The sequence below is a fragment of the Microvirga sp. HS2 genome, from assembly GCF_055792805.1.
The window spans coordinates 1-22,071 of record NZ_JBVVAJ010000045.1; the positions used below are offsets into that span (position 1 = coordinate 1).

Genomic DNA, 22,071 nt, shown 5'->3' on the forward strand with positions numbered 1-22,071 from the left:
AGTGCGCTCGCGGCGGGTGAGATCGACAAGATAGCGCTTGAGCATGGGAGAGCCCTCCCTCAGATCCGCTCAGTTTACACCCCCTCGAACCATCCCGCAGCTCCCCTGTGGCAAAGGACTAGTAGGTTCAAGGCCCTGGAGGAGCCACCGCCGCTTCGGCGTCCTGGTGCTCGCCTCGGCGAACCACCCGCATGGCGTAGATGGTCACCGGCCCGGCCCGGAGGAGATTCATGGCCGAGACGATCATCTCGGCCAAGCGCTCAGGCGCGATATCGTTTCCCTCGATGTCGAGGAGAAAATCCCGTGCTTCGACATAGCCCCCGTTGGTGAAGTCGACGCGGGCGTCGAACTTCACGCGATATGCGGAGACAGGATCGGCCCGGTAGGGCTCCGCCTCGGGATCCGGATGGAAGGTCCGAGGCAGATCCATCAGCGCAGCGAACCGCAGAACCGCTGGATGCGGTTGCAGGCATCCTCCAGCGCCGCGTTCGACGTGGCGTAGGAAATGCGGAAGTTCGGGCCGAGGCCGAAGGAGGAGCCGTGAACGGCCGCCACGCCTTCGGCTTCCAGCAGCTCGGAGACGAAGTCCTCGTCCGTCTCGATCACCTTGCCCGACGGCGCGGTCTTGCCGATGGCCTCGGCGCAGGACGGATAGACGTAGAACGCCCCTTCCGGCATCGGGCACTTCAGGAACTTCGCCTGGTTCAGCATGGAGACCACCAGATCGCGGCGCTCCTCGAAGGCCTTCTTGAAGACCTTCAGGTGATCCTGCGGTCCGTCGAGGGCCTCGACGGCGGCCCATTGCGAGATGGCGCTGGTGCCGGAGGTCTGCTGGCCCTGCACGAAGTCCATGGCCTTGATGAGATGCTCGGGGCCCGCGGCGTAGCCGATGCGCCAGCCGGTCATGGCATAGGCCTTGGACACGCCGTTCATGGTGAGCGTGCGGTCATAAAGGCCCGGCTCGACCTGGGCCGGCGTCACGAATTCGAAATCGCCGTAGGTCAGGTGCTCGTACATGTCGTCGGTGAGCACCCAAACGTGCGGATGACGCATCAGCACGTCGGTGATCGCCTTCATCTCCGCGCGGGAATAGGCCGCACCGGTCGGGTTCGACGGCGAGTTGAGGATGATCCACTTGGTCTGCGGCGTGATGGCGCGCTCGAGATCACCGGGCTGGAGCTTGAAGTTGTGCTCCATCGTGCAATCCACGAAGACGGGCTTGCCGCCGCAGAGCACCACCATCTCGGGATACGAAACCCAGTACGGGGCCGGAATGATGACCTCGTCGCCCGGGTTCAGGGTGGCGAGGAGCGCGTTGTAGATCACGTGCTTGCCGCCCGTGGAGACGATGGTCTGCGAGGGCTTGTAGTCGAGGCCGTTCTCGCGCTTGAACTTGCGGGCGATGGCCTCGCGCAGCGGCACGATGCCGGGAACGGGCGTGTACTTGGTCTCGCCGCGGCGGATGGCCGCGATGGCCGCTTCCTTGATGTTGTCGGGCGTGTCGAAATCCGGCTCCCCGACGGAAAGGCTGATCACGTCCCGACCCTGGGCTTTGAGGTCTCGCGCTTTCTGCGTGATGACGATCGTGGCAGACGGCTTGATGCGCGAGAGGGCGTCAGACAAAAAGCCCATGGGAAACCTCCGGTCGGGGCGTTAGGAAGAGAACGTGACGGGGGCGGACCCTAATCCGCCCAAGCTGTCCAAGCAAGTAAAACAGCCCCGGATTCCGGGATTTTCAGGAGCCGCCCTTTCATGACGCTTTCCCTTACCCGCCGCATGGCTTTCGGCCTTCTCGCAGGAGCCACCCTGCTTTCTCAAGCTGCCCTCGCCGAGTCTTATCCCAGCCGTGTGATCAAGATGATCGTGCCCTATCCGGCTGGCGGCCCGACGGACGTGATCGCCCGCATCGTGGCTGAGGAAATGGGCAAGGACCTCGGGCAGAACGTGATCGTCGAGAACTTGGCGGGCGCCTCCGGCGCCATCGGCACCCGCGCCGCCGCCCGGGCGGAGCCGGATGGCTACACCATCGTGTTCGGCAACAACCAGACCCACGGGAACAACATGTTCCTGCTGAAAGAGCCCGGCTACGATGCGGTGAAGGACTTCGCCCCCCTCGCGGGCGCAGGCGCCTTCGAGCACGTGTTCGTGGTGAAGAACGACCTGCCCGTGAAGTCGATTCCGGAGCTGGTCGAGCTCGCCAAGAAGGATCCGGGCAAGCTCAATTACGGCTCCACGGGCGTGGGCTCCGGCTCGCATCTGGCGACCGAGCTCTTCATGACCCGCACGGGCATCAAGATGACGCACGTCCCCTTCCGCGGCGCGGCGCCCCTGGTGACCGAGCTCATGGCCGGGCGCATCGACGTGTCGAACTCGACCCTTCCGAGCGTGCTGTCGCAGTTCCAGGCGGGCCAGATGCGCGCCATCGGCCTTGCGAGCCCGCAGCGCAATCCTCTCGCCCCCGACGTGCCCACCCTGCGCGAACAGGGCATCACCAATGCCGACGCGGAATCCTGGGCCGCCTTCTTCGCGCCCGTGAACACGCCTAAGCCGATCCTCGACAAGCTCTCGGGAACGATCATCGCGATCCTCAACAAGCCTGACGTAAAGGAGCGCATCACGAAGCTTGGCTTTACCTTGAACGTGCGCGATCCGGAGGCTTTCAAACCTTACCTGGACAAGGAAATCCAGACCTGGGCCGAGATCATCAAGGCAGCCCACATCAATGCCGAATAGCCTTTAGCGAGAGCGGTTTTCACAAGACGGCCGGGGATTTCCTCGGCCGTTTTTACATATGCAGAGCTTGCGCACCCCCTGTCTCGGCACGTTAATATTGGTTAATGAATAGTTAATTTCTGCACTTAGCAAGTTGTGTCAAAGCAAGACTCCAAAACAACCGGGAACCTTCCTGTAGTGAAAGGGTTTTTTCTCCAAAGCCACAGCGGCCTTCATGGGAAAAAGGCAATGAAGACATACCGACCCAGAAATCACGTCGCCTCCCGGGCTCATCGGATGGACCTGCGCCAGCAAACCCGCTGCTCGCTGGCGCTGATCATGCTGATGGGGCTCGCGACCGTTTCGGTTCTGGCGACCACGCAGACGGTGTCCGGCCAGAGCAAGAGCGCTGTCCACCTCTATTCATTCAAGTAACCCACGCATGAACGGGGGCGAGGTTGACGCCCCGCGCCAGGAGGTTAGCTCTTCGGCCTAGGATCGACGGAGAGCCTCCATGCCTAAACTTCGCCTCGCCCTTGCCTGCGCCATGCTCCTCGCCACGGCCCCGGCCGCTCTGGCCCAGGACACGCAGCGCCTCCGGACGGACAAGATCGAGGTGATCGTCGAAACCTTCGCCCGCAATCTTCAAAATCCCTGGAGCCTCGCCTTCCTCCCCGATCAGCGCATGCTGGTCACCGAGAAGCCCGGACAATTGCGCATCGTCAATGCCGACGGAGCGCTCTCCGAGCCGATCAGAGGGCTTCCCGCCATCTCGGCGCAAGGCCAGGGAGGGCTGCTGGACGTGGCCCTCGATCCGAACTTCTCCCAGAACCGGACGATCTACCTGAGCTTCGCCGAGGACCGGGGCGACGGCCAGAACGGCACGAGCGTGGCGCGTGGGCGCCTCAGTCAGGATGAGACTGCCCTGGAGGACGTCCAGGTCATTTTCCGGCAGGAGCCGTCCTATAGGGGCACTCAGCATTTCGGCTCGCGTCTGGTCTTCGACCGGGGCGGCAATCTCTTCGTGACCCTCGGCGAACGGAACGACCTGCGCGACCGGGCCCAGAACCTCGGCGATCATCTCGGCAAGATCGTCCGCATCAAGCCCACCGGCGGCCCGGCGGCCGACAATCCCTTCCTCAACCGCGAGGACGCGCGCCCGGAGATCTGGTCCTACGGCCACCGCAACGTCCAGGCGGCCGCCCTTCATCCGGAAACAGGCGAGCTCTGGACCGCCGAGCACGGCGCGCGCGGTGGCGATGAGGTCAACATTCCCCGCAAGGGCAGGAACTATGGCTGGCCCGTCATTTCGTACGGCGTGCATTATTCCGGCCGGAAAATCGGCGAAGGCACCAAAAAGCCGGGAATGGAGCAGCCGGTCTATTACTGGGACCCGTCCATCGCCCCGTCCGGCATGACCTTCTACACCGGCGACAGGTTTCCGGCCTGGCGCGGCAGCATTCTCGTGGGCGCCCTTGCGGGCAAGCTCGTCTCGCGCCTGGACATCGACGGCGATCGGGTGACCGGCGAGGAGCGCATGCTGCAGGGACTGGGCGAACGGATCCGCGACGTGCGCCAGGGCCCCGACGGCTTGATCTATCTCCTCACGGATTCACCGCAGGGGCGCATCCTGCGCATGAAGCCCGCGACGTGAGCCCTCTAGAGCTGTTTCCCCTTCCATGGAATCAGCTCTTCTCTTTGGTGCAACGCATTTTTTGCGGCGAACCAGGTCCACTTCGCCGAAGAACGCTCTAACCCCGCGGTCCCAGCAGGATGAGGGCCGCGCCCGCCAGGCAGATCGCGCCGCCCGCCATGTCCCACCGGTCGGGCCGTGCGCCCTCGACGATCCAGAGCCACAGGATCGACGCAGTGATGTAGACGCCGCCATAGGCTGCATAGGCCCGCCCGGCGGCATCGCTCGGGGCAAGGGTGAGCAGATAGGCGAAAAGCGCCAGGGCTCCGAAGCCCGGCAGCAGCCACAGCGGCGATTTGGCCAAGCGCAGCCACGCCCAGAAGGCGAAGCATCCCGCGATCTCGGCCAGAGCCGCCGCCGCATAGACGAGCACCGTCATGGTCGGGAGGCTCCGGCCATCAGCGCCCCTGGAAGATAAAGGCTGCGCCCGAGGCGATCAGCACGAAGCCGATGAGGTGGTTCCAGCCCAGGGGCTCCTTCAGGTAGAGCACGGAGAAGCCCGCGAAGACGATCAGCGTGATGACCTCCTGCATCGTCTTTAGTTCGGCCGCCGAGTAGACCGCCGAGCCGATGCGGTTGGCGGGAACCGCGAACCAGTATTCGACGAAGGCGATGCCCCAGGAGGCAAGAACCGCGATCCAGAGTGGCGACGCTTTGAATTTCAGGTGACCGTACCAGGCGAAGGTCATGAAGACATTCGAGGCGATCAGCATGAAAATGGGTGCGATCTGAGGATTCATGAGGGCACGATGTTGGGTGATGGCAGGAGTGGGCCTCTGCCCTATTCCTCTCATGGATGGTGTCAAGCGGCTCGATTGTCCGCCTCCGCCGCAGCAGCCCGGCGTTGGAAAGCTTGACGGCACGCGAACCGAAAGCCGTCTCAAGGGTTTTCCTGTCAACGAATTCAGGAAAGTCGCTTCAAGAGGATCTCGATGGATATCGCGCTCGACAAGGTCTGCGAACTCATTCTCCGGGCCAGGGCCATTGACGTGAAGGAGGGACCGACGGATCCCGCCTCCGGGTCGAACCCCATCGACGACGGCTCCGTCGACGCCCTCACCGCCTCGCCGGACGATGCCACGGAAGCCGAGCTTCGCGACGTGATCGCCGGCCTCAACGACGACGAGCGCGCGGATCTGATCGCCCTCGTCTATATCGGTCGAGGCGACATGGAGCCGGAAGAATGGGCCGATGCGGTGCGCCTTGCCCGCGAGCGCGAGGAAGCGAGTTCGCTCTCGACAGCGGATTGGCTCATCGGCATCCCGAACCTGGCCGACCTCCTGGACGAGGGCCTCAGCGCCATGGGCCGCAGCTGCACGTAAGTATGCGGCGCAAGCCATTGCCCTATCCCATGTGAATGACATCCGCAGCGCAATGCTGCAGGCTGTTCGAGTGGCGGCTGTAGCGCGGCATTGTCCCAATCCGCGCGAACCGGGATTGAAGCATTCGCCGCACGGCGACGATGCCCTATTTGCGACACGGATTGGGGGAACCCTCTCGCAGCCTGCCGAAGGAGGACGCCATGTCTCCGCGCAATCCGGAAGAAATGTCCGGAGTGGACCTGCAGAACAAGACACTGCGGGATGTCCACGAAGTGGCCGACAGCGCCACGCATGTCGCGCCGGATCCCGAGGCTCGCAGCACACCTCCTCTCGCGCCCCGGCCCGAAGAACCCGCCGACGCCAAGACCGTGCCTGATCGCGTCGAAGCCTATCTGAAAGGCCCGACCGTTTTCTCGGCTTGAGACCTCGATATCTCCGACAACATTCTCCCGCGAGGACCGCCGCCGCACATTGATGCATCAGGGTATAGCGGTGGAAGCCTGCTCTCGTCTTCGTGAGCGCCTCGTGCGGCCCTTTGGCGCCGTGTGAACAATGTGCCGCGTCATGAATTGAGGATCCGATCACATCCATAAAGCGGGCTCTGCTTTTGGGGCCGATGCTCTATGCAACAATCCTCGATTCAGGCGTTATCGACATGAGCGGAGCGCCTTGGCGCCCTCCGCCGTTCGACCTATCCTCATCGTGATTTGTCAGGAGCCCACATGAGCATTGGCCTGATCGCCCTGCTGGACGATATTGCCGGCTTGGCCAAAGTGGCCGCCGCGTCGCTCGACGACGTGGGAGCGCAAGCGGCCAAGGCGGGGGCGAAGGCCGCCGGCGTCGTGATCGATGACGCCGCCGTCACGCCGCGTTACGTCGTGGGATTCGCGGCCTCGCGCGAGCTTCCGATCGTCGGCAAGATCGCGCTGGGCTCGCTCAAGAACAAGCTCATCTATCTGCTGCCGGCCGCATTGCTCCTCAGCTTCGCGGCGCCCTGGGCGATCACGCCGCTGCTCATGATCGGGGGCGCCTATCTCTGCTACGAGGGCTCGGAAAAGGTGTTCGAAGCGCTTTTTCCGCATGGCGCTCATCAGCACGAGGCTGCGGTCGGCGAGGCGGTTCAAAGCGCGAAGAATGTCGAGGACGAGAAGGTCAGCAGCGCCATCAAGACCGACTTCATCCTCTCGGCCGAGATCATGGCGATCACGCTCGGGACGGTATCGGAAGCATCTTCCTGGACGCAGGCGCTGGTGCTTGCCGTAGTCGGCGTCGGCATCACCGCGCTGGTCTATGGCGGCGTCGCGCTGATCGTGAAGGCAGACGATGCGGGCGTGGCGCTGGCGAGAAACGCCCGTCCGATCTCCAGTCTCATAGGGCGCGATGCGCGGAGCACGCCGAACGGGGCCGACAGAGCCCTGGCCCCGCTCACGCGCGGTTTCGGGCGAGGCCTCGTTCGCGCCATGCCGCATATGCTGCGCATCCTCGGCATCGTGGGGACCGCCGCCATGGTCTGGGTCGGCGGCGGCATCATCATCCATGGGCTCGAAGGCTACGGCTTTACCTGGATCGGCCATGCAATCCACGACGTCGCCGCCGCCGCGGGCCATGCCGCGCCGGTCTTCAGCGGCTTCGTGGAATGGCTTGTCACCGCTGCGGCATCCGGCCTCTTCGGCCTTGCTCTGGGAGCCGTCCTGATCCCCCTGCTCCACTATGTGGTCGTGCCCCTGGCGAAGGCCGTACGCGGCGCCGGTGGGAAGGCGGAGAAACACACCGCCTGACCCCGCGCAGACGTGGACACCTTCCCATCCAGGCTCTTTTGTACCATATTCGTTCTATGGCCAAATCACCCAAGAAACCCAAGCTTTCCACCGGGAAGGCATCCAAACCCGAGCTGAAGCCGCTGGATCCCTATCTGGCCGATCTTCTCAATCCCGCCGTCAACCGGGAGCGGGAGGCGGCCGAGGGTTTCGCCGAGCGCGCGCAGGAAACGTTCATCCATGGCGACGTTGCGGATGTGGACCCGGCGCTCGCCAAGAAGCTGGGCCTCAAGGGCCCCGACGACGGGCCCGACGTGGCGAACGAGCTGGGCGACCTCGCCCCCGGGTCCGGCGTGTCGGCCACGGTCGACGCCCTCACCAAGCTGCTGACGGAAGGCGATCCGCGCTTCAAGAACGGCAGGCCCTGGGTGCCGCACCGCCCGCCACGCCCCGAGAAGTCCGAAGGCGGCATCCCGTTCAAGATCAAATCCGATTTCACGCCGTCCGGCGACCAGCCGCAGGCAATCCGCGAGCTCGTCGACGGAGTTCGCCGCAGCGAGCGCGATCAGGTGCTGCTCGGCGTCACCGGTTCGGGCAAGACCTTCACCATGGCCAAGGTGATCGAGGAGACGCAGCGCCCTGCCCTCATCCTCGCGCCGAACAAGACGCTGGCCGCGCAGCTCTACGGCGAGTTCAAGTCGTTCTTCCCCGACAACGCGGTGGAATACTTCGTCTCCTATTACGACTACTACCAGCCCGAGGCCTATGTGCCGCGCTCGGACACCTTCATCGAGAAGGAATCGTCCATCAACGAGCAGATCGACCGCATGCGTCACTCGGCGACGCGCGCGCTGCTCGAACGGGACGACGTGATCATCGTCGCCTCCGTCTCGTGCATCTACGGTATCGGCTCGGTGGAAACCTATACGGCCATGACCTTCTCCGTGAAGGTGGGCGAACGCATCGAGCAGCGGCAGCTCATCGCGGATCTCGTGGCGCTGCAGTACAAGCGCATCCAGAGCGACTTCGCCCGCGGAACGTTCCGCGTGCGCGGCGACGTGATCGAACTCTTCCCGGCCCACTTGGAGGACCGCGCCTGGCGCATCGGCCTGTTCGGCGACGAGATCGAGAGCATCGTCGAGTTCGATCCGCTCACCGGCAAGAAGACCAACGACCTCTCCTTCGTGAAGGTCTATGCGAACTCGCACTACGTGACGCCGCGCCCCACGTTGCAGCAGGCCGTGAAGGGCATCCAGGACGAACTGCAGCACCGCCTGCAGGAACTCGCCCGCATGGGCCGCCTGCTCGAAGCGCAGCGTCTGGAACAGCGCACGCAGTTCGACCTCGAGATGATCGAGGCCACCGGCGTCTGCAACGGCATCGAGAACTATTCGCGCTATCTCACGGGCCGCAAGCCCGGCGAGCCGCCGCCGACGCTATTCGAGTATCTCCCCGACAACGCCCTCGTGTTCACGGACGAGAGCCACGTGACCGTGCCGCAGATCGGCGGCATGTATCGCGGCGACTTCCGTCGCAAGGCGACGCTCGCGGAATACGGCTTCCGCCTCCCCTCCTGCCTCGACAACCGCCCCCTGCGCTTCGAGGAATGGGACGCCATGCGCCCGCAATCGGTCCATGTGTCGGCAACGCCCGGCAAATGGGAGATGGAGCAGACCGGCGGCGTGTTCGTGGAGCAGGTCATCCGCCCGACGGGCCTCGTCGACCCGGTGGTGGAGATCCGTCCCGCGCGCAGCCAGGTCGACGATCTACTGCACGAGGTGAAGGAGCTGTCCGCGAAGGGCTTTCGCACGCTCGTCACCACGCTCACCAAGCGCATGGCGGAGGATCTCACGGAATATCTCCACGAGAACGGCGTGCGCGTGCGCTACATGCATTCCGACATCGACACGCTGGAGCGCATCGAGATCATCCGCGACCTGCGCCTCGGCGCATTCGACGTGCTCATCGGCATCAACCTGCTGCGCGAGGGCCTCGACATTCCCGAATGCGCGCTCGTCGCCATTCTCGATGCGGACAAGGAAGGCTTCCTGCGGTCAGAGACCTCGCTCGTGCAGACGATCGGCCGCGCGGCGCGTAACGTGGAAGGCAAGGCGATCCTCTACGCGGACCAGATCACGGGCTCGATGGAGCGCGCGATCGCCGAAACCAACCGACGCCGCGAGAAGCAGCTCGCCTACAATGTCGAGCACGGCATCACGCCGCAATCGGTGAAGAAGAACATCGCGGATATTCTGGAGAGCGTCTACGAGCGCGATCACGTCTCCGTCGATACGGGGCTTGCCGACAAGACGGTGGGCCACAACCTCAAGGCCGTCATCGCGGATATGGAAAAGCGCATGCGCGAAGCCGCCGCGAACCTCGAATTCGAGGAAGCCGCGCGGCTGCGCGACGAGCTGAAGCGCCTGCAGGCGACCGAGCTTGCGATCAGCGACGATCCGATGGCGCGGCAATCCGATGTGGAGAAGGACGCCGGCAAATACGGCGGCTCGCGCAAGTACGGCCGCAGCGCCAACCTGCCGCCGAAGGGCCTGCCGCCATCAGCAGATGGCGCGAGCGGAGGCGACGAGGATTCAGCATCCTACGGCCCGCTCGGCAAGGGCCGATCGGACGAGGGCACCCGGATCCGCAAGCCCGGCCTCGACGAGATGGGCCCCGGCACGGATCGCGAAATCCCGCTGAACTTCCGCGAGCGCCCGACGGGCCGCTCCACACAGGGCTTCGCGGGGCAGAAGCCGAAATACAAGGGACGCAAGGGGCGGTAAGCCGCCTCTTTGCCATCCTCCGTCAGCGCCACCCCACCTCGAAGACCGGCACCGGCTGCACGAAGCCCTTCAGGGCTCTTGGCCCGAGATCGACGACTTGGGCGCGATTGGACAGGAGCCCCGACACCGCCTCCGAGACGATGATGGTGTCGGGCTCTGCGCATTGGCACAGGCGCGCCGCCATCTGGACGGTTGCCCCGAACAGGTCGTTGTGGTCGGCGACAGGCTCGCCCGCGTCCAGTCCGATCCGCACCCGCAGCTTCTCGCGGCTTGCGAGATTGAAGGCGTCGAAAGCCTGCTGAATGGCGCGGGCGCATTGCACGCCGGCCAGGGCATCGTCGAAGGCCGCCATGATGCCGTCGCCCGTATGCTTGACCTCGCGCCCGCCCGTGTGGCGCAGCGCGCGGCGCACGAGCGCGTCATGGGCGCGAACCATCTCGACGGCCCGGACATCCCCCAGGCGCGCGGTCATTCCGGTGGAATCGACGATGTCGGTGAACATGATGGTGCGCATGGCCGGACCGACCGGAGCACCGCTGGCGGCTTCTGACGGAGCAGGATCCGCGATACGGCCGAGAAAGGCTTCGACGGCGGACAGGTCCACTTCGATGACGTCCCTGGCAATGTGGCCATGGGCCTCGTCATGGACCCGCATTGCGGTGTCGATGTCGGGCGCATCAATGAGGCAGAACGCCGTGCCCCGCGTCTCGTCGAACCAATAGGTCAGGAAGCGCACGCCAAAGGACCCCTGCACCTCCAGATCCTTCCGATGGGCCTCGGCGATGTCTCCCGCCGTCAGGCCTTTCATGTCGTGCCGGTCCAGGAATATGGCCATCGCGTCCTCCGGCCCCCGCAGGCAATCTACACCCTTCTGCGGCGCGCCGGAATGAGCAAAGGGCAAGCGCCTCCTGTGCCGGTGCGGCTCAACGCTACGCGCCGGCCACCCGCGACAGCATGAAGGCCATCAGGAAGCCTGCCACCGAAATGAGGCCCACATCATCGTGCGTGGTCTCGAAGGCCTCGGGGATCATGTGTCGATGACCATGGAGAGGATCGCGCCTGCGGCCACTGCCGTTACAGCAGCCGACCATCGCGGCGATGCCGGAGGCGAACGCGATCCCACCCCAGGCGCTGAAGATGTAACCTGGTGTGCGCCCGGCCTTGCGCATCCCTGTGGCGATCCTTTCATCCCGACCTCACCCGTCATCTCGTAGGGGATACGAGATGACGGGGTCTTTCCCGGCGTGACAGCCTTCAGAAAGAGGGTCGGTCCTTCGGGAAAGCAGGCTTTCACAGGAGTTCTGCCTGAGAATGGCCTGCGGGGTTTGAAATTTTCCCGACGGTGTCGACAGGACAGACGCTAGCGCTCTGCGGGCAGCACAGATGTGCGGCCGCGCACAAGCTTGGCCGTTCTGGTTGAACGGCGGAAAGGCGACCCGGAGGCCGCCTTCGCAATCCCTGTCCGCCCGGTTACAGGCGTCCCATCAACAGCAGAACGATGAGGATCAGAAGGATTACGCCGAGCAGACCGCTCGGCCCGTAACCCCAGCCGCGGCTGTAGGGCCAAGCCGGCACGGCGCCGATCAGCAGAAGAATGACGATGATGAGCAGGATGGTGCTTACGCCCATGATGGTGCCTCCTTGAAAGGTCTCGTCCGAAGGGCTGCTCCTGCTGCAAGGATGGCCCGTGAGCCCGCAACCCTCAGCCGAAACTGAGCTGTTGCAGGAAAACTTGGCCGTTCGGATTTAGTTCCCAGGAAACAGCGACGCAGCACTCTCCAACGCTTCCACAGGAATCTCCGCCTTGGCGGAACGATCAACTTGGCTTGACGTTACCCCCATGGCGATCGGGTGCCGCCGTCAGTGCGACCCCTGCGGGAGGTCGCCCCCTCGAGCGGATCAGGTCGACCCGATGCACAAAAAGTTTTCAAAGCAAATGTCTCAGCACGATCCAGAGCCTGTTCCGGGCCTCAGAAAGTCGTCCTCACCGGCGCTCAGCCGCTCGGTCCAGGCCCAGCTCGGCCAGCGCCTGCGGCAGTTCTATGAAGCCCTGGCCCTCGGCGAGCAGCCGGTTCCGGATCGCTTCATCGAGATCATCAACCGCTTGGACGAGCGGATGCCGGAGAAGCAGCAATCATGAGCATCGATATCGATCTTCGCGACTCCATGCTCAAGGCGACGCCGAACCTTCGCGCCTTCGCCATTTCGCTGACGAACAACGTGGACCGTGCGGACGATCTCGTGCAGGAGACCCTCATGCGGGCGATCGCCAATATCGATCGTTTCCAGCCCGGCACCAACATGCAGGCGTGGCTCTTCACCATCCTGCGCAATCTCTTTCACTCCGAATACCGCAAGCGGCGGCGCGAGGTGGAGGATGCGGACGGCAAATATGCGGCCACCCTCTCGGTGCAGCCGGACCAGATGCCCCACCTCGATTTCGAGGACTTGCAGAAGGCGCTGGCGCGCCTGCCGCACGACCAGCGCGAAGCCCTGCTGCTGGTTGGGGCTTCTGGCTTCTCCTACGAGCAGGCCGCGGAGATCTGCGGCTGCGCGGTCGGCACCATCAAGAGCCGCGTCAACCGCGCCCGCAACCGCCTCGCGGAACTGATGCATTTCGATGACATGGACGAGGACATCGGCCCCGACCGCGTAACCCTCTCGGTGATGCACGCCATGGCCTGAGGCGCCGAGCCTACCCACGAACGCCACAAGCCCGGCGAAGCGGCGAGCCGCTCCCGGGCTTTTCATTCATCCAACGTGTCGGGCTTGAATTGCGCAGCTTGAGAAGCGCGCAATCGGCTTACCGGCGCCGGAACTGCTGGTTGCCGCGCTGCGGCGGACGCGGGCCGGACGATGCACCCGAGTCCTTGTGGCGGAAGATGAGCCGGCCCTTTCCGAGGTCGTAGGGCGACATCTCGACGGTGACGCGGTCGCCCGCGAGCGTCTTGATGCGGTTCTTCTTCATCTTGCCGGCCGTGTAGGCAACGACCTCGTGGCCGGTGTCCAACTGCACGCGATAGCGCGCGTCCGGCAGAATTTCAGTCACAAGTCCTTCGAAGGTGATCAGTTCTTCCTTTGCCATGCAAAGCCTTCCTCATAACAAAAAAGCCGCTCCTGAGGCGGAACGGCCGATAAACAAGAGAGCGCGCCGGGCACGCTCTCCAGTATCAAACCTTACGCGTTCTGCAGGTTCACTGCAGAGGTGCGGCCAGTGCGCTGATCCGTCTGAAGCTCGTAGGAGATCTTCTGACCTTCGCGCAGACCACGCATGCCGGCGCGCTCGAGCGCCGTCGCATGGACGAACACGTCCTTGCCGCCGTTGTCGGGCTGGATGAAACCATAACCCTTGGTTTCATTGTACCACTTCACGGTTCCCTGTTCCATGGGAAATCCTTTCACTGTCGCTTGCACGTGGGCGAGGGCCGAGACCAAATCGCCCGCTAGTCGATATTGGTAGAGAGAAGGAACGTGCGCCCGGCAGTGCCAAAGCGAAGTAGCCCAGTCGTCCGGCCAAATGTCGATGCGACAATAAGTAGGGGAAGGATGGGGCAATTGCAAGGCAAGACCGTTAAGCCTTGTTAGGTATCCCGGCCCTCGCGAAGGCCTGAAACAAAGGCCTGGAGGGCCTGTTCTCCCGCGTCCGTAAAGCGAATCTCGTCGCTGTCGGCCTCGGCGAGACCCCGCTCCCGCAGCTCGGACACGGCGGCATCGCTCGCCTTGTGCCCGGCCCCGTCGCGCCGGGCCACGCTCCTGACCATCTGCCCGCTGGACAGCTGGTGATAGGCGGCAAAGGCAAAGACCGCCAGCGCATCGTCGCTCAATCGGGGTCGTTCGGCCATGGGATATCTCTGTCTCGGGAGGGCTCGTACGACCGTCAATGCAATTGCGGCGAACCCGTTCGGGCCAGCCTGTGAAAAAGCCCCGCGAGGAACGGCTTTTGCGGCCTCACGTTGTTGGAGCAAGGCCGCGCTCCGGGCAGATCCACCCCGGCAGGGCGCGAGGCAACTGGAAACGCACCGATAAGAGACACAGAAAGGAGCCCTCCCATGGCCAACGATCGCTATCGCGACGAGGACGACGGCTATATCGCCCGCCACGGCTTCGGCAACGAACGCTCAGGCTATGACCGTAGCCGGAGCACCAGCTACGAGAGGACGTCGAGGCGCGATTACGGGGATTCCGCCGGCTACGGCTCGGGCGGCTCCTCCCGTGACTGGCACGACGTCGTCGGCGAGGACCGGGACTACAACCCCTTGTCGCTCTTCCGGTCCGGCAGGAGCCGGGATCGCGACTGGGGCCCTCCCCGCTCGGGCAGCGCCTATGAGCCGGATCTTGACCGCTACGGCTCGACCTCGTTCGGTCGCGGCTCCCGCGATTACAACGAGGACAGGGGCTTCCTCGAACGGGCCGGGGACGAAGTCCGGTCCTGGTTCGGCGACGAGGACGCCGAGCGCCGCCGCGACCGGGACATGCGCCAGGCCGGGCATTATCGGGGCCGGGGCCCGAAGGGCTACACCCGCTCCGACGAGCGCATCCTGGACGACGTGAACGACCGCCTGACGGACGATCCGCATGTGGACGCCTCCGAGATCGAGGTATCGGTGTCCAACCGCGAGGTCACCTTGAGCGGCACCGTGAACAGCCGCTTCGAGAAACGGCATGCGGAGGACATCGCCGAGTCCGTCTCGGGCGTCACCCACGTCCAGAACAATCTGCGCGTTCAGCAATACGCGGATGCCGGCATGGGCGGCAGCATGCTCTCCGGGGCCGCGGCCGCAGGCGCCGGAACGGTCGGACGGATCGAGCCGAGCACGGCTGGCACGGACGAGACCGGCAGCCGCAAGAACCGCACCTGACCTCATCCGTTTTCCGGGGAACCGGCTTTTCCCCCGGAAAACTCGTGAGCCGCGACGCGGATGCGCTCCCGCCCCTTGGGACCGGAGCGCATCTGTCGTACCAGGATCTTGCCTTTTCCCGAACGCGCACGACCTCCTAACGCATCCGGGAAACGGGGCCGGTTTTTCCGCGCCCGACGATGCGCTATGCAGGGGAAAGAGACATCGGATGGGTCCCGGGAGTGGGATCCGCTTCTTAAGTCCGACGCCCGAGGCGGCGGGAGGAACGAGGACGACAATGGCAGGTATCTCCGTCACGCTCGAAGGCGACAACATCCAGATCGCGTTCCAGAAGGGCGAACAATCGACGGCCGTGGTCATGGACCCTCATGCCGCCCGTTCCTTGGTCAAGGCCCTCAGCCAGCTCCTCATCGCCATCGGCGAAAGCAGCGAGGACGGAGAGGAGGTGCCGGAGGAACTGGTGGAAGTCACCTCGTCCACCATCGATGTCGGCACCGATGAGCATGGGCTGGCTGTGGTCGGGCTCCAGGCCGGCATGATGCCCCCGTTCCTGCTGCGCCTTAAGGACGACGAGGCCCGGCATATCGCCACGAGCCTGCTGGAAATCCTCAACAGCCCACGGGACGTGCGCACCTCCCACGGGGACCACTGACCCGAGCGCGCTGCGGAACTTCATTACCGCCATACGGTTGTCGAACGCGGGTCATCATCGGCTCCGCTTTGGACAAGGCTATGGCAGCTCACGACCCAGATCTTACTCTCAATCCTCCTTACAGCGTCCCCATCATGGACGCGAAGGCGGAACCGACACTGAAACATCCGGAATCCGAGGCCTTCTACGCCGAGGCCCTGCGGGAGCTGAACCAGCTCGGCCTGCCCTTCCTGCTCGCTGGTACCTATGCGCTTGCAGCCCATACCGGCATCACGCGCCCCACGAAGGACCTCGATATCTTCTGCAAGGCCGGCGACTACACCCGGGTTCTGTCGCACTTCAAATCCTTGGGCTATTCCGTCGAGATCGAGGATGATCGCTGGCTCGGCAAGGTGTTCAAGGGCAAGTACTTCTTCGATGTGATCTTCGCCTCGTCCAACGGCACGATGCCGATCGGCGATCCCTGGTTCGAGCATGCACGACAAATCGAGGTGTTCGGCCAACCGGTGCGCATCGTCGGTCCGACAGAGCTCATCTGGTCGAAATGCTTCATCCAGCTCCGCCACCGTTACGACGGCGCGGACGTGGCGCACACCATCCTCAAGGCGCACGACCAGATCGACTGGCATCGCCTGCTCGCCTATATGGAAGTTCACTGGGAGGTGCTGCTCATGCACCTGCTCAATTTCCGTTGGATCTACCCATCCGAGCGCGACAAGGTCCCGCGCTGGGTCATGGACGAGTTGCTCGACAGGCTGTCCAAGCAGCTCGATCTTCCCCCGCCGCAGATGAAGGTGTGCCGCGGGCGGATGTTTTCCCGGATCGATTACGAGATTGACGTGAAGCAATGGGGCTTCGCCGATGTCGGCGGCGAAGGTGAATGGCGGAATGAGTGATGTTGAGAAGATCATGAAGGTCGCGGCCATGGGCGACCTTCACACGCGCGAGGACAATGGCAGCTCCTATCGCGATCTGTTCGGTGAAATCTCCAGGGAAGCGGACGTTCTCGTCCTGACGGGCGATCTCACGGATCTCGGCAAGCCGAAAGAGGCCGAGATCCTCGCACAGGATCTCAAGGCCTGCTCGATCCCTGTCGTCGGCGTACTCGGCAATCACGATTACGAATGCGGCGCAGCGGAAGAAGTGACGCATATCCTGCGCGAGGCGGGCATGAAGCTTCTCGACGGGCAATCGGTGGAGATCGACGGCGTCGGCTTTGTCGGCGTCAAAGGCTTCGCCGGCGGCTTCGGGCGTCGGATGCTGGGATCTTTCGGCGAGCCCGCCATCAAGCAATTCGTCGGCGAGACCATGAACGAGACCCTGCGGCTCGAGAACGCCATGCGCCAGGTGCGCGCGAAGCGATCCGTGGTGATCCTGCATTACGCGCCGGTGCCCGAGACGATCGAAGGAGAGCCGCTGGAGATCTACCCGTTTCTCGGCTCCTCGCGCCTGGCGGAAACCATCGACCGCTTCAAGGTCAACGCCATCGTGCACGGCCATGCGCATCGCGGCCGCTTCGAAGGGCGCACTCCGGGCGGACAGCCGGTCTACAACGTCGCCAAGCACATCGAAAAGCCGAGCGGAAAGCCCTACGCCATCCTGGAGGTCTGAACCCTTAGCGCATCGTGCGGACCCAGCGGGCCACGATGCGCTCATCCGAGAATGGAGCATCGGATGGATCCCAAAAGTGGAATCCACTTTTGGGTCCGATGGTCTAGAACCGCGTTCCCGGACCGGTCGGATTTCCGGGCAGGTAGTCGGGCTCGGAGCCTGGCCCTTTCGGATCCGTGATTCCGGGATCGTTCACGGGATAAGGCGTGCGCGGGCCCGTCGGCCCGGTATCCGGCAGATCGTCAGGATCGTTGCCGGGCGGCATGTCGCTCGGGATGTTTCCGCCCGGCAGCGGCTCGTCCGTCGGCATTCCTGGATTGGCCATTCTTCTTGTCCTCGTTGACTTGTCCGTGATCAGGTCAACAGGTCCGCGCAAATCGGGTTCCACGAGCGCGGCGTTTGGAACCCCCGCTCCCCTCGTCCGTTCCATGGCGTCCCCTCACAACGTCACAACAAAGGAGAGCGTCATGCCTGACATCCAACAGGCCAAGATCCTCATCATGGCGACGGACGGTTTCGAACAATCCGAACTCATGGTGCCGCAGCAGAAGCTCGCGGAGGCAGGCGCGACGGTCGAGGTCGCCGCGCCCAAGTCGCGCATGAAGCCCGGCGAGATCCGCGGCTGGGACGAGAAGGACTGGGGCAAGAGCGTGAAGGTCGACAAGGATATCGAGAATGTCGATCCTTCCGCCTACGACGCGCTCGTGCTGCCCGGCGGCCAGATCAATCCCGACAAGCTGCGCGTCGAGCAGAAAGCCATCGAGATCATCCGGGCCTTCTACGAGTCCGGCAAGGTCGTCGCCGCGATCTGCCACGCACCGTGGCTGCTCATGGAGGCAGGCCTGATCAAAGGCAAGAAATGCACGTCCTATCACTCGATCAAGACGGACGTGAAGAACGCGGGCGGCGAGTGGCGCGACGAAACGGTGGTGACGGATCAGGGACTGATCACCAGCCGCAATCCGGGCGATCTCGACGCCTTCGTCAAGAAGATCATCGAGGAGATCCGCGAGGGCTCCCACGCCGGCCGCCGCCACGCGACGGAGTGATCGATCGCGCGAAGGCACAAACAAAAAAGCGGCCGGGGAAACCCGGCCGCTTTCGCATTCATGCGTTTGAAGAGATTTAATCCTGCTGGATCGCAGAGATCTTCCAGGGACCGCCCTGATCCCGGCGGAACGTCCACACCTCCCTGGCCTCCTCCGGCTTCGAAGGATCGCCTTCCAGCACACGGCCGGTCGCCTGGTCGGTCAGCACGTCCACCAGCGAGAAGCGCATGGCCACGGTCGCATAATCCGTCGAGCCTTCGCGCCAGGCCTCGGAGAGGTCGCCCTGGAGGAGACGCACGTCGGAGACCTTGTTCACGACGCCGCGCGCCTTGTTATCGTTGAGCTCCTCCTGGATGTAGCCGGCCATCTCAGGGGTCGCCATCGTCCAGAGCTTTTCGATGTCCTGACGGGAATAGGCATCCTGCAGCTCGACGAGCGAACGCTCGAAAGCGGCGTAATCCTGCTCGCCGATGCCGATTTCATCGCGCACGGCGGGGCGGCGGGAAGACCGGTTCATGCCACCCAGCGCTCCGCCGAGAGCACCGCCACCCAGGCCGCCAAGGCCACCCGCCAGACCACCTGCCGAGCTGCCCGCCATAGGACGCTCGCCGGCCGGAGGCACGCTGCCGCCCGTCATGGTGCGATGGACGCCCTGCGGACCGGCATAAGACGGTTCCTGACGGCGACGAAACCACTTCATGGCGAACGAGATCACGAGCACGATCAGGCCGATCTGGAGCAGCAGCCCCACCACGGAGGCGAGACCCGCGAGGCCGCCGAAGAACCCGTTGCCCATGAGCATGCCGAGCAGGCCCGCGCCGAAGAGGCCGGCCATGAGGCCCGTGCCGAAGCCGAAGCGGCGCGGCTGAGCCACGTTCGGAGTCGCCGTGCCGGGCCGGTTGAGATTCGGGCCCTGGTTCGGAACTTGCGAGCGCTGAATGGGCGCGGCGGCATCGGGCGCCGTCCGGGTAGCTGGAGGCGGAGAATAGGTGCGCGCGCCACGCGATCCGAAGCTGCCCCGTCCCCCGCCGACGCGAGCCTCGGCAGCGCTGCCGGCCAGAACCAAGGCGGCAGCCAGAGCAACCATGACGCGGCTTCGGCGAGAGGCAAATTTCATCATTTTCCGTTTCATCCCTTCAGAGCACGATGCTCTCGCCCTTATGTGGGAACGGTAACGCTTTTGCAAAAGGGGCTGTGGACGTCAAACGGCCCGGAAATGGCGCACCCTGCGCCGGGCCGCCGCGAACCGGCCTTTGCGGCGCAGAAGACGCGCCACGCCGCGGCGCAGGGCAGCCGCCTTCCCTCGGACAAAGCCCAGGATGCGGACGGCCTGCTGCCAGACCTGCGTGCGGGCGAGCCAGGCATGGACCTGGTCGCGGATCAGAAGAATGCGGGCATGGCACCAAGCGAACCAACGGATCGAGAGCAGCTTGTCGCGGCCGATGGCGAATAGCCGCTCCGCCAGCCCGAGGCCCACCACCTTGGCCAGGACGAACATCATGATGCCGGAGAGAAAGCGGCCCTGTCCGAAAAGATAGAGGGCATAAACCTTGAAGGGCTCGATGATGGCGAGTGGAATCAGAAACAGCATCAGAATGCCGACAGGCGGCAATCTCGCGATTTTGGCCTCGATCCACCGGATCAGGCCGATCCGCGCCATCGCCTGCACGGCCGGGACCACGACGGCACGGAAGACGTCGTCGAGCAGGACCACGACGACGGCCATGATCAGCAGGGGCGTGTTCAGGACGCGCCGCATGCGTCGGGAAGGGGCAACGGGTCGGCCAAACATGACACTCACATCGGCCCAGGGTCTGGGCCCGAATTATGGGCAATGTGTGGCTCCCCGTGCCCCGTTCCAAGGCGGCCGGCCTCCGTTTCAGCGGTGGTGATGGGATTTTAGCCGCTCGATGCGTTTCGAGGCTTCGGCCTTGTCGAGCTTCGGGTCATAGGCCTCCGGATCGTGGGCCTGCTCGGACAGGGTCTTGAGATAGGACGCCTGGGCGCCTGTCATGGGCTCGCGCCCCGTCACCCAATCCTCGGGGTCCTTGATCTGATTGCTGTCGGCATCCGGATTGACCTTCGGATTGTCCGCTTCGGGATTGTGCTCGTGCTCGCCGGGGCGGCGGTTCGGGGTTTTGCTGCGGGCTGCCATGCGAGACTCCTATTGTTCGCTATTTGTTCTAAAACGAGAACATCTGAATCAGATCATTGGTTCCGCTGCGGAATGACGGGCTACTCCTGCAGACTCGTCCCCGTTATCCACAGGTCCGGCGCTCGACTCGCCCTCAAGCCCATGTTCTTGCTTCGTACTCACTGCAACGAGGATGGCGATCATGCGCAAGCCGGGTGGTCTGGAGCGGCTCTATGTGGATTTCGATTCCTTCTTCGCGAGCGCAGAGCAGCACCTGCAGCCGCATCTTCGCGGCAGGCCCATGGGAGTCATTCCGGTCGATTCCGAGCATACGGGCCTGATCGCCGTCAGCCGCGAGGCCAAGGCGCTGGGCGTCAGGCGCGGGGCTTTCGTGCGCGACGTGCGCCGCCGCTTCCCGGATTTCGTGTTCGTGAACGCACGGCATGAACGCTATGTGGAGCTTCACCGAAGGATCCTTCACGTCATCGAGAGCGTGGTTCCGGTGAAGGCGGTCTGCTCCATCGACGAGATGGTCTGCGCCCTTCTCCCGTCCGAGCAGGCGGAAGGGCTTGCCCTCGGCAAGCGCGTGAAGGACGCGGTTGCAACACGGATCGGCGCGACGCTGACATGTTCCGTCGGGCTCGGCCCCAACGATCTCCTGGCCAAGATCGCCGCCGAGATGCACAAGCCGGACGGGCTCTTCGCCCTCCACCCGGACGATCTGCCGGCCCCCCTGCTCTCCCTCGACCTCACCGACATTCCGGGCATCGCGCGCGGCAATGCCGCCCGGCTCGCGCGCGCCGGCATCACCGACATGGCGTCTCTCTGGCGGCTTCAGCCGAAGGAGCTGCGCCGTCTCTGGGGCAGCGTTGAGGGCGAACGGATGTGGATGGGGTTGCACGGCTACACGATCGAGCGGCCCGAGACCCAGCGGCGCATGTTCGGTCACGGGCGCGTGCTTCCGTCCGACTGGCGGCATCTCGGCGGCGCCTATGCCGCTGCGCGCGTCCTGCTGGTGAAAGCCTCGCGCCGCATGCGCCGGGCCGGCTTTTCGGCCCGCGCCCTCGCGCTCTGGCTGACGGACAGGGACAGCGCGGGCTGGTATGGCGAGGAGCGCTTTCCTCCCACCTGGGACGACCCCTCGCTGCTGGCCGCCTTGAGCCATGTCTTCCTGCATGCCGAGCGGGAGGACATGCGCCGCAGCCGCAGCGTCCATGTGGCGCTGCATGATCTGGTGCCCTTAAGGGATATCGGGGAGGATCTGTTCGGGTATACGGCGGAGGCGCGGCTCAAACGCCGGATGGAGGAGCTGTCCCTCATCGCCGACCGGCTCAACGCCAGTCACGGGCAGACGCTCCTGCATTGGGGGCCGATGGTGGATATCCCCGGCGGCTATGCCGGGACGAAGATCGCCTTCAACCGCATCCCCGACGCGGAGGATTTTTAACGCGCTGCGGCCCCCGAGACGTCGATGCCCGGGACGAGCCCGGGCATGACGA

Annotated in this window: 29 protein-coding genes; 15 read left to right on the forward strand and 14 right to left on the reverse strand. The window is 64.3% G+C overall.

Going from position 1 to position 22,071, the window contains the following annotated elements; all coding sequences use genetic code 11:
• Positions 1-127: 127 nt before the first annotated feature.
• Together ACS5Q0_RS24400 and ACS5Q0_RS24405 are read right to left on the reverse strand one after the other, a co-directional pair.
• Complete coding sequence (locus ACS5Q0_RS24400) at positions 128-430, reverse strand: hypothetical protein (protein WP_473129248.1); 303 nt, start codon at positions 428-430, stop codon at positions 128-130.
• Positions 430-1,632: a pyridoxal phosphate-dependent aminotransferase gene (locus ACS5Q0_RS24405; protein WP_473129249.1), complete on the reverse strand. Its 1,203-nt coding sequence runs from the start codon at positions 1,630-1,632 to the stop codon at positions 430-432. The genes ACS5Q0_RS24400 and ACS5Q0_RS24405 overlap by 1 nt, the downstream gene beginning before the upstream one ends.
• Before the next feature lie 120 nt (positions 1,633-1,752).
• Between ACS5Q0_RS24405 and ACS5Q0_RS24410 the strand changes: the two genes are divergently transcribed.
• From ACS5Q0_RS24410 to ACS5Q0_RS24420, 3 genes are all read left to right on the forward strand, one after another.
• Positions 1,753-2,733, forward strand: a complete 981-nt coding sequence (locus ACS5Q0_RS24410) for a Bug family tripartite tricarboxylate transporter substrate binding protein (protein WP_473129250.1) — start codon at positions 1,753-1,755, stop codon at positions 2,731-2,733.
• A gap of 228 nt (positions 2,734-2,961) precedes the next feature.
• Positions 2,962-3,147: a hypothetical protein gene (locus ACS5Q0_RS24415; protein ID WP_473129251.1), complete on the forward strand. Its 186-nt coding sequence runs from the start codon at positions 2,962-2,964 to the stop codon at positions 3,145-3,147.
• 79 nt (positions 3,148-3,226) lie between these two features.
• A complete protein-coding gene (locus tag ACS5Q0_RS24420; protein ID WP_473129252.1) occupies positions 3,227-4,366 on the forward strand; it encodes a PQQ-dependent sugar dehydrogenase in 1,140 nt (379 codons plus the stop codon).
• Positions 4,367-4,463: 97 nt separating this feature from the next.
• Here the strand turns inward: ACS5Q0_RS24420 and ACS5Q0_RS24425 are convergent, their stop codons facing one another.
• Both ACS5Q0_RS24425 and ACS5Q0_RS24430 read right to left on the reverse strand, forming a co-directional pair.
• The gene (locus ACS5Q0_RS24425; protein WP_473129253.1) at positions 4,464-4,784 is read right to left on the reverse strand and encodes a YnfA family protein; all 321 of its coding nucleotides are present in this window, start codon (positions 4,782-4,784) and stop codon (positions 4,464-4,466) included.
• Between the two features lie 19 nt (positions 4,785-4,803).
• Positions 4,804-5,145, reverse strand: a complete 342-nt coding sequence (locus ACS5Q0_RS24430) for a DMT family protein (protein WP_473129254.1) — start codon at positions 5,143-5,145, stop codon at positions 4,804-4,806.
• 192 nt (positions 5,146-5,337) lie between these two features.
• On the opposite strand from ACS5Q0_RS24430, the gene ACS5Q0_RS24435 reads away from it, so the two are divergent.
• The 4 genes from ACS5Q0_RS24435 to uvrB all read left to right on the forward strand — a co-directional run bounded on the left by ACS5Q0_RS24435 (position 5,338) and on the right by uvrB (position 10,267).
• Positions 5,338-5,727 carry a DUF3775 domain-containing protein gene (locus ACS5Q0_RS24435; protein WP_473129255.1) on the forward strand — a complete coding sequence of 130 codons (390 nt, stop codon included), beginning with the start codon at positions 5,338-5,340 and terminating at the stop codon, positions 5,725-5,727.
• Positions 5,728-5,927: 200 nt separating this feature from the next.
• Entirely contained in the window at positions 5,928-6,149 is a 222-nt protein-coding gene (locus tag ACS5Q0_RS24440) for a hypothetical protein (protein ID WP_473129256.1), read from the forward strand.
• Between the two features lie 300 nt (positions 6,150-6,449).
• Complete coding sequence (locus tag ACS5Q0_RS24445; RefSeq protein ID WP_473129257.1) at positions 6,450-7,505, forward strand: DUF808 domain-containing protein; 1,056 nt, start codon at positions 6,450-6,452, stop codon at positions 7,503-7,505.
• Between the two features lie 56 nt (positions 7,506-7,561).
• The gene (uvrB, locus tag ACS5Q0_RS24450) at positions 7,562-10,267 is read left to right on the forward strand and encodes an excinuclease ABC subunit UvrB (RefSeq protein WP_473129258.1); all 2,706 of its coding nucleotides are present in this window, start codon (positions 7,562-7,564) and stop codon (positions 10,265-10,267) included.
• 22 nt (positions 10,268-10,289) lie between these two features.
• Here the strand turns inward: uvrB and ACS5Q0_RS24455 are convergent, their stop codons facing one another.
• From ACS5Q0_RS24455 to ACS5Q0_RS24465, 3 genes are all read right to left on the reverse strand, one after another.
• Complete coding sequence (locus ACS5Q0_RS24455; RefSeq protein WP_473129259.1) at positions 10,290-11,102, reverse strand: nickel-binding protein; 813 nt, start codon at positions 11,100-11,102, stop codon at positions 10,290-10,292.
• A gap of 94 nt (positions 11,103-11,196) precedes the next feature.
• Complete coding sequence (locus tag ACS5Q0_RS24460; RefSeq protein ID WP_473129260.1) at positions 11,197-11,436, reverse strand: hypothetical protein; 240 nt, start codon at positions 11,434-11,436, stop codon at positions 11,197-11,199.
• 301 nt (positions 11,437-11,737) lie between these two features.
• On the reverse strand, positions 11,738-11,896 hold the full coding sequence (locus ACS5Q0_RS24465; protein ID WP_473129261.1) for a DUF3309 family protein: 159 nt from the start codon (positions 11,894-11,896) through the stop codon (positions 11,738-11,740).
• Positions 11,897-12,203: 307 nt separating this feature from the next.
• On the opposite strand from ACS5Q0_RS24465, the gene ACS5Q0_RS24470 reads away from it, so the two are divergent.
• Positions 12,204-12,407 (forward strand): NepR family anti-sigma factor, encoded by a 204-nt coding sequence (locus ACS5Q0_RS24470; protein WP_473129262.1) that lies wholly within the window; start codon positions 12,204-12,206, stop codon positions 12,405-12,407.
• Positions 12,404-12,952: a sigma-70 family RNA polymerase sigma factor gene (locus ACS5Q0_RS24475; RefSeq protein WP_473129263.1), complete on the forward strand. Its 549-nt coding sequence runs from the start codon at positions 12,404-12,406 to the stop codon at positions 12,950-12,952. Before ACS5Q0_RS24470 ends, ACS5Q0_RS24475 begins: the two co-directional genes overlap by 4 nt.
• Before the next feature lie 118 nt (positions 12,953-13,070).
• Here ACS5Q0_RS24475 and infA read toward each other — a convergent pair whose 3' ends face one another.
• The 3 genes from infA to ACS5Q0_RS24490 all read right to left on the reverse strand — a co-directional run bounded on the left by infA (position 13,071) and on the right by ACS5Q0_RS24490 (position 14,109).
• A complete protein-coding gene (gene infA / locus ACS5Q0_RS24480; protein WP_473129264.1) occupies positions 13,071-13,352 on the reverse strand; it encodes a translation initiation factor IF-1 in 282 nt (93 codons plus the stop codon).
• 92 nt (positions 13,353-13,444) lie between these two features.
• Entirely contained in the window at positions 13,445-13,654 is a 210-nt protein-coding gene (locus ACS5Q0_RS24485) for a cold-shock protein (protein WP_047188264.1), read from the reverse strand.
• A 194-nt stretch (positions 13,655-13,848) separates the two neighbouring features.
• Positions 13,849-14,109 carry a hypothetical protein gene (locus tag ACS5Q0_RS24490; RefSeq protein WP_473129265.1) on the reverse strand — a complete coding sequence of 87 codons (261 nt, stop codon included), beginning with the start codon at positions 14,107-14,109 and terminating at the stop codon, positions 13,849-13,851.
• Between the two features lie 207 nt (positions 14,110-14,316).
• Between ACS5Q0_RS24490 and ACS5Q0_RS24495 the strand changes: the two genes are divergently transcribed.
• The 4 genes from ACS5Q0_RS24495 (at position 14,317) to ACS5Q0_RS24510 (ending at position 17,389) form a co-directional block, all read left to right on the forward strand.
• Positions 14,317-15,126, forward strand: a complete 810-nt coding sequence (locus ACS5Q0_RS24495) for a BON domain-containing protein (protein WP_473129266.1) — start codon at positions 14,317-14,319, stop codon at positions 15,124-15,126.
• A 277-nt stretch (positions 15,127-15,403) separates the two neighbouring features.
• Entirely contained in the window at positions 15,404-15,778 is a 375-nt protein-coding gene (locus ACS5Q0_RS24500) for a hypothetical protein (RefSeq protein WP_473129267.1), read from the forward strand.
• Positions 15,779-15,858: 80 nt separating this feature from the next.
• Complete coding sequence (locus ACS5Q0_RS24505) at positions 15,859-16,674, forward strand: nucleotidyltransferase family protein (RefSeq protein WP_473129268.1); 816 nt, start codon at positions 15,859-15,861, stop codon at positions 16,672-16,674.
• Complete coding sequence (locus tag ACS5Q0_RS24510; RefSeq protein ID WP_473129269.1) at positions 16,667-17,389, forward strand: metallophosphoesterase family protein; 723 nt, start codon at positions 16,667-16,669, stop codon at positions 17,387-17,389. Before ACS5Q0_RS24505 ends, ACS5Q0_RS24510 begins: the two co-directional genes overlap by 8 nt.
• Positions 17,390-17,492: 103 nt before the next feature.
• Here the strand turns inward: ACS5Q0_RS24510 and ACS5Q0_RS24515 are convergent, their stop codons facing one another.
• A complete protein-coding gene (locus tag ACS5Q0_RS24515) occupies positions 17,493-17,714 on the reverse strand; it encodes a hypothetical protein (protein WP_473129270.1) in 222 nt (73 codons plus the stop codon).
• Positions 17,715-17,856: 142 nt separating this feature from the next.
• Here ACS5Q0_RS24515 and ACS5Q0_RS24520 point away from each other — a divergent pair, with 142 nt between their 5' ends.
• Positions 17,857-18,438, forward strand: coding sequence for a type 1 glutamine amidotransferase domain-containing protein (locus tag ACS5Q0_RS24520; RefSeq protein WP_473129271.1), 582 nt, complete (start codon positions 17,857-17,859; stop codon positions 18,436-18,438).
• A gap of 76 nt (positions 18,439-18,514) precedes the next feature.
• Here ACS5Q0_RS24520 and ACS5Q0_RS24525 read toward each other — a convergent pair whose 3' ends face one another.
• The 3 genes from ACS5Q0_RS24525 to ACS5Q0_RS24535 all read right to left on the reverse strand — a co-directional run bounded on the left by ACS5Q0_RS24525 (position 18,515) and on the right by ACS5Q0_RS24535 (position 20,593).
• Positions 18,515-19,525 (reverse strand): Tim44 domain-containing protein, encoded by a 1,011-nt coding sequence (locus ACS5Q0_RS24525; protein ID WP_473129272.1) that lies wholly within the window; start codon positions 19,523-19,525, stop codon positions 18,515-18,517.
• A 114-nt stretch (positions 19,526-19,639) separates the two neighbouring features.
• A complete protein-coding gene (locus ACS5Q0_RS24530; RefSeq protein WP_473129273.1) occupies positions 19,640-20,230 on the reverse strand; it encodes a hypothetical protein in 591 nt (196 codons plus the stop codon).
• A gap of 87 nt (positions 20,231-20,317) precedes the next feature.
• On the reverse strand, positions 20,318-20,593 hold the full coding sequence (locus ACS5Q0_RS24535; protein ID WP_473129274.1) for a DUF3072 domain-containing protein: 276 nt from the start codon (positions 20,591-20,593) through the stop codon (positions 20,318-20,320).
• Between the two features lie 181 nt (positions 20,594-20,774).
• On the opposite strand from ACS5Q0_RS24535, the gene ACS5Q0_RS24540 reads away from it, so the two are divergent.
• On the forward strand, positions 20,775-22,019 hold the full coding sequence (locus ACS5Q0_RS24540; protein ID WP_473129275.1) for a Y-family DNA polymerase: 1,245 nt from the start codon (positions 20,775-20,777) through the stop codon (positions 22,017-22,019).
• Positions 22,020-22,071: the final 52 nt, after the last annotated feature.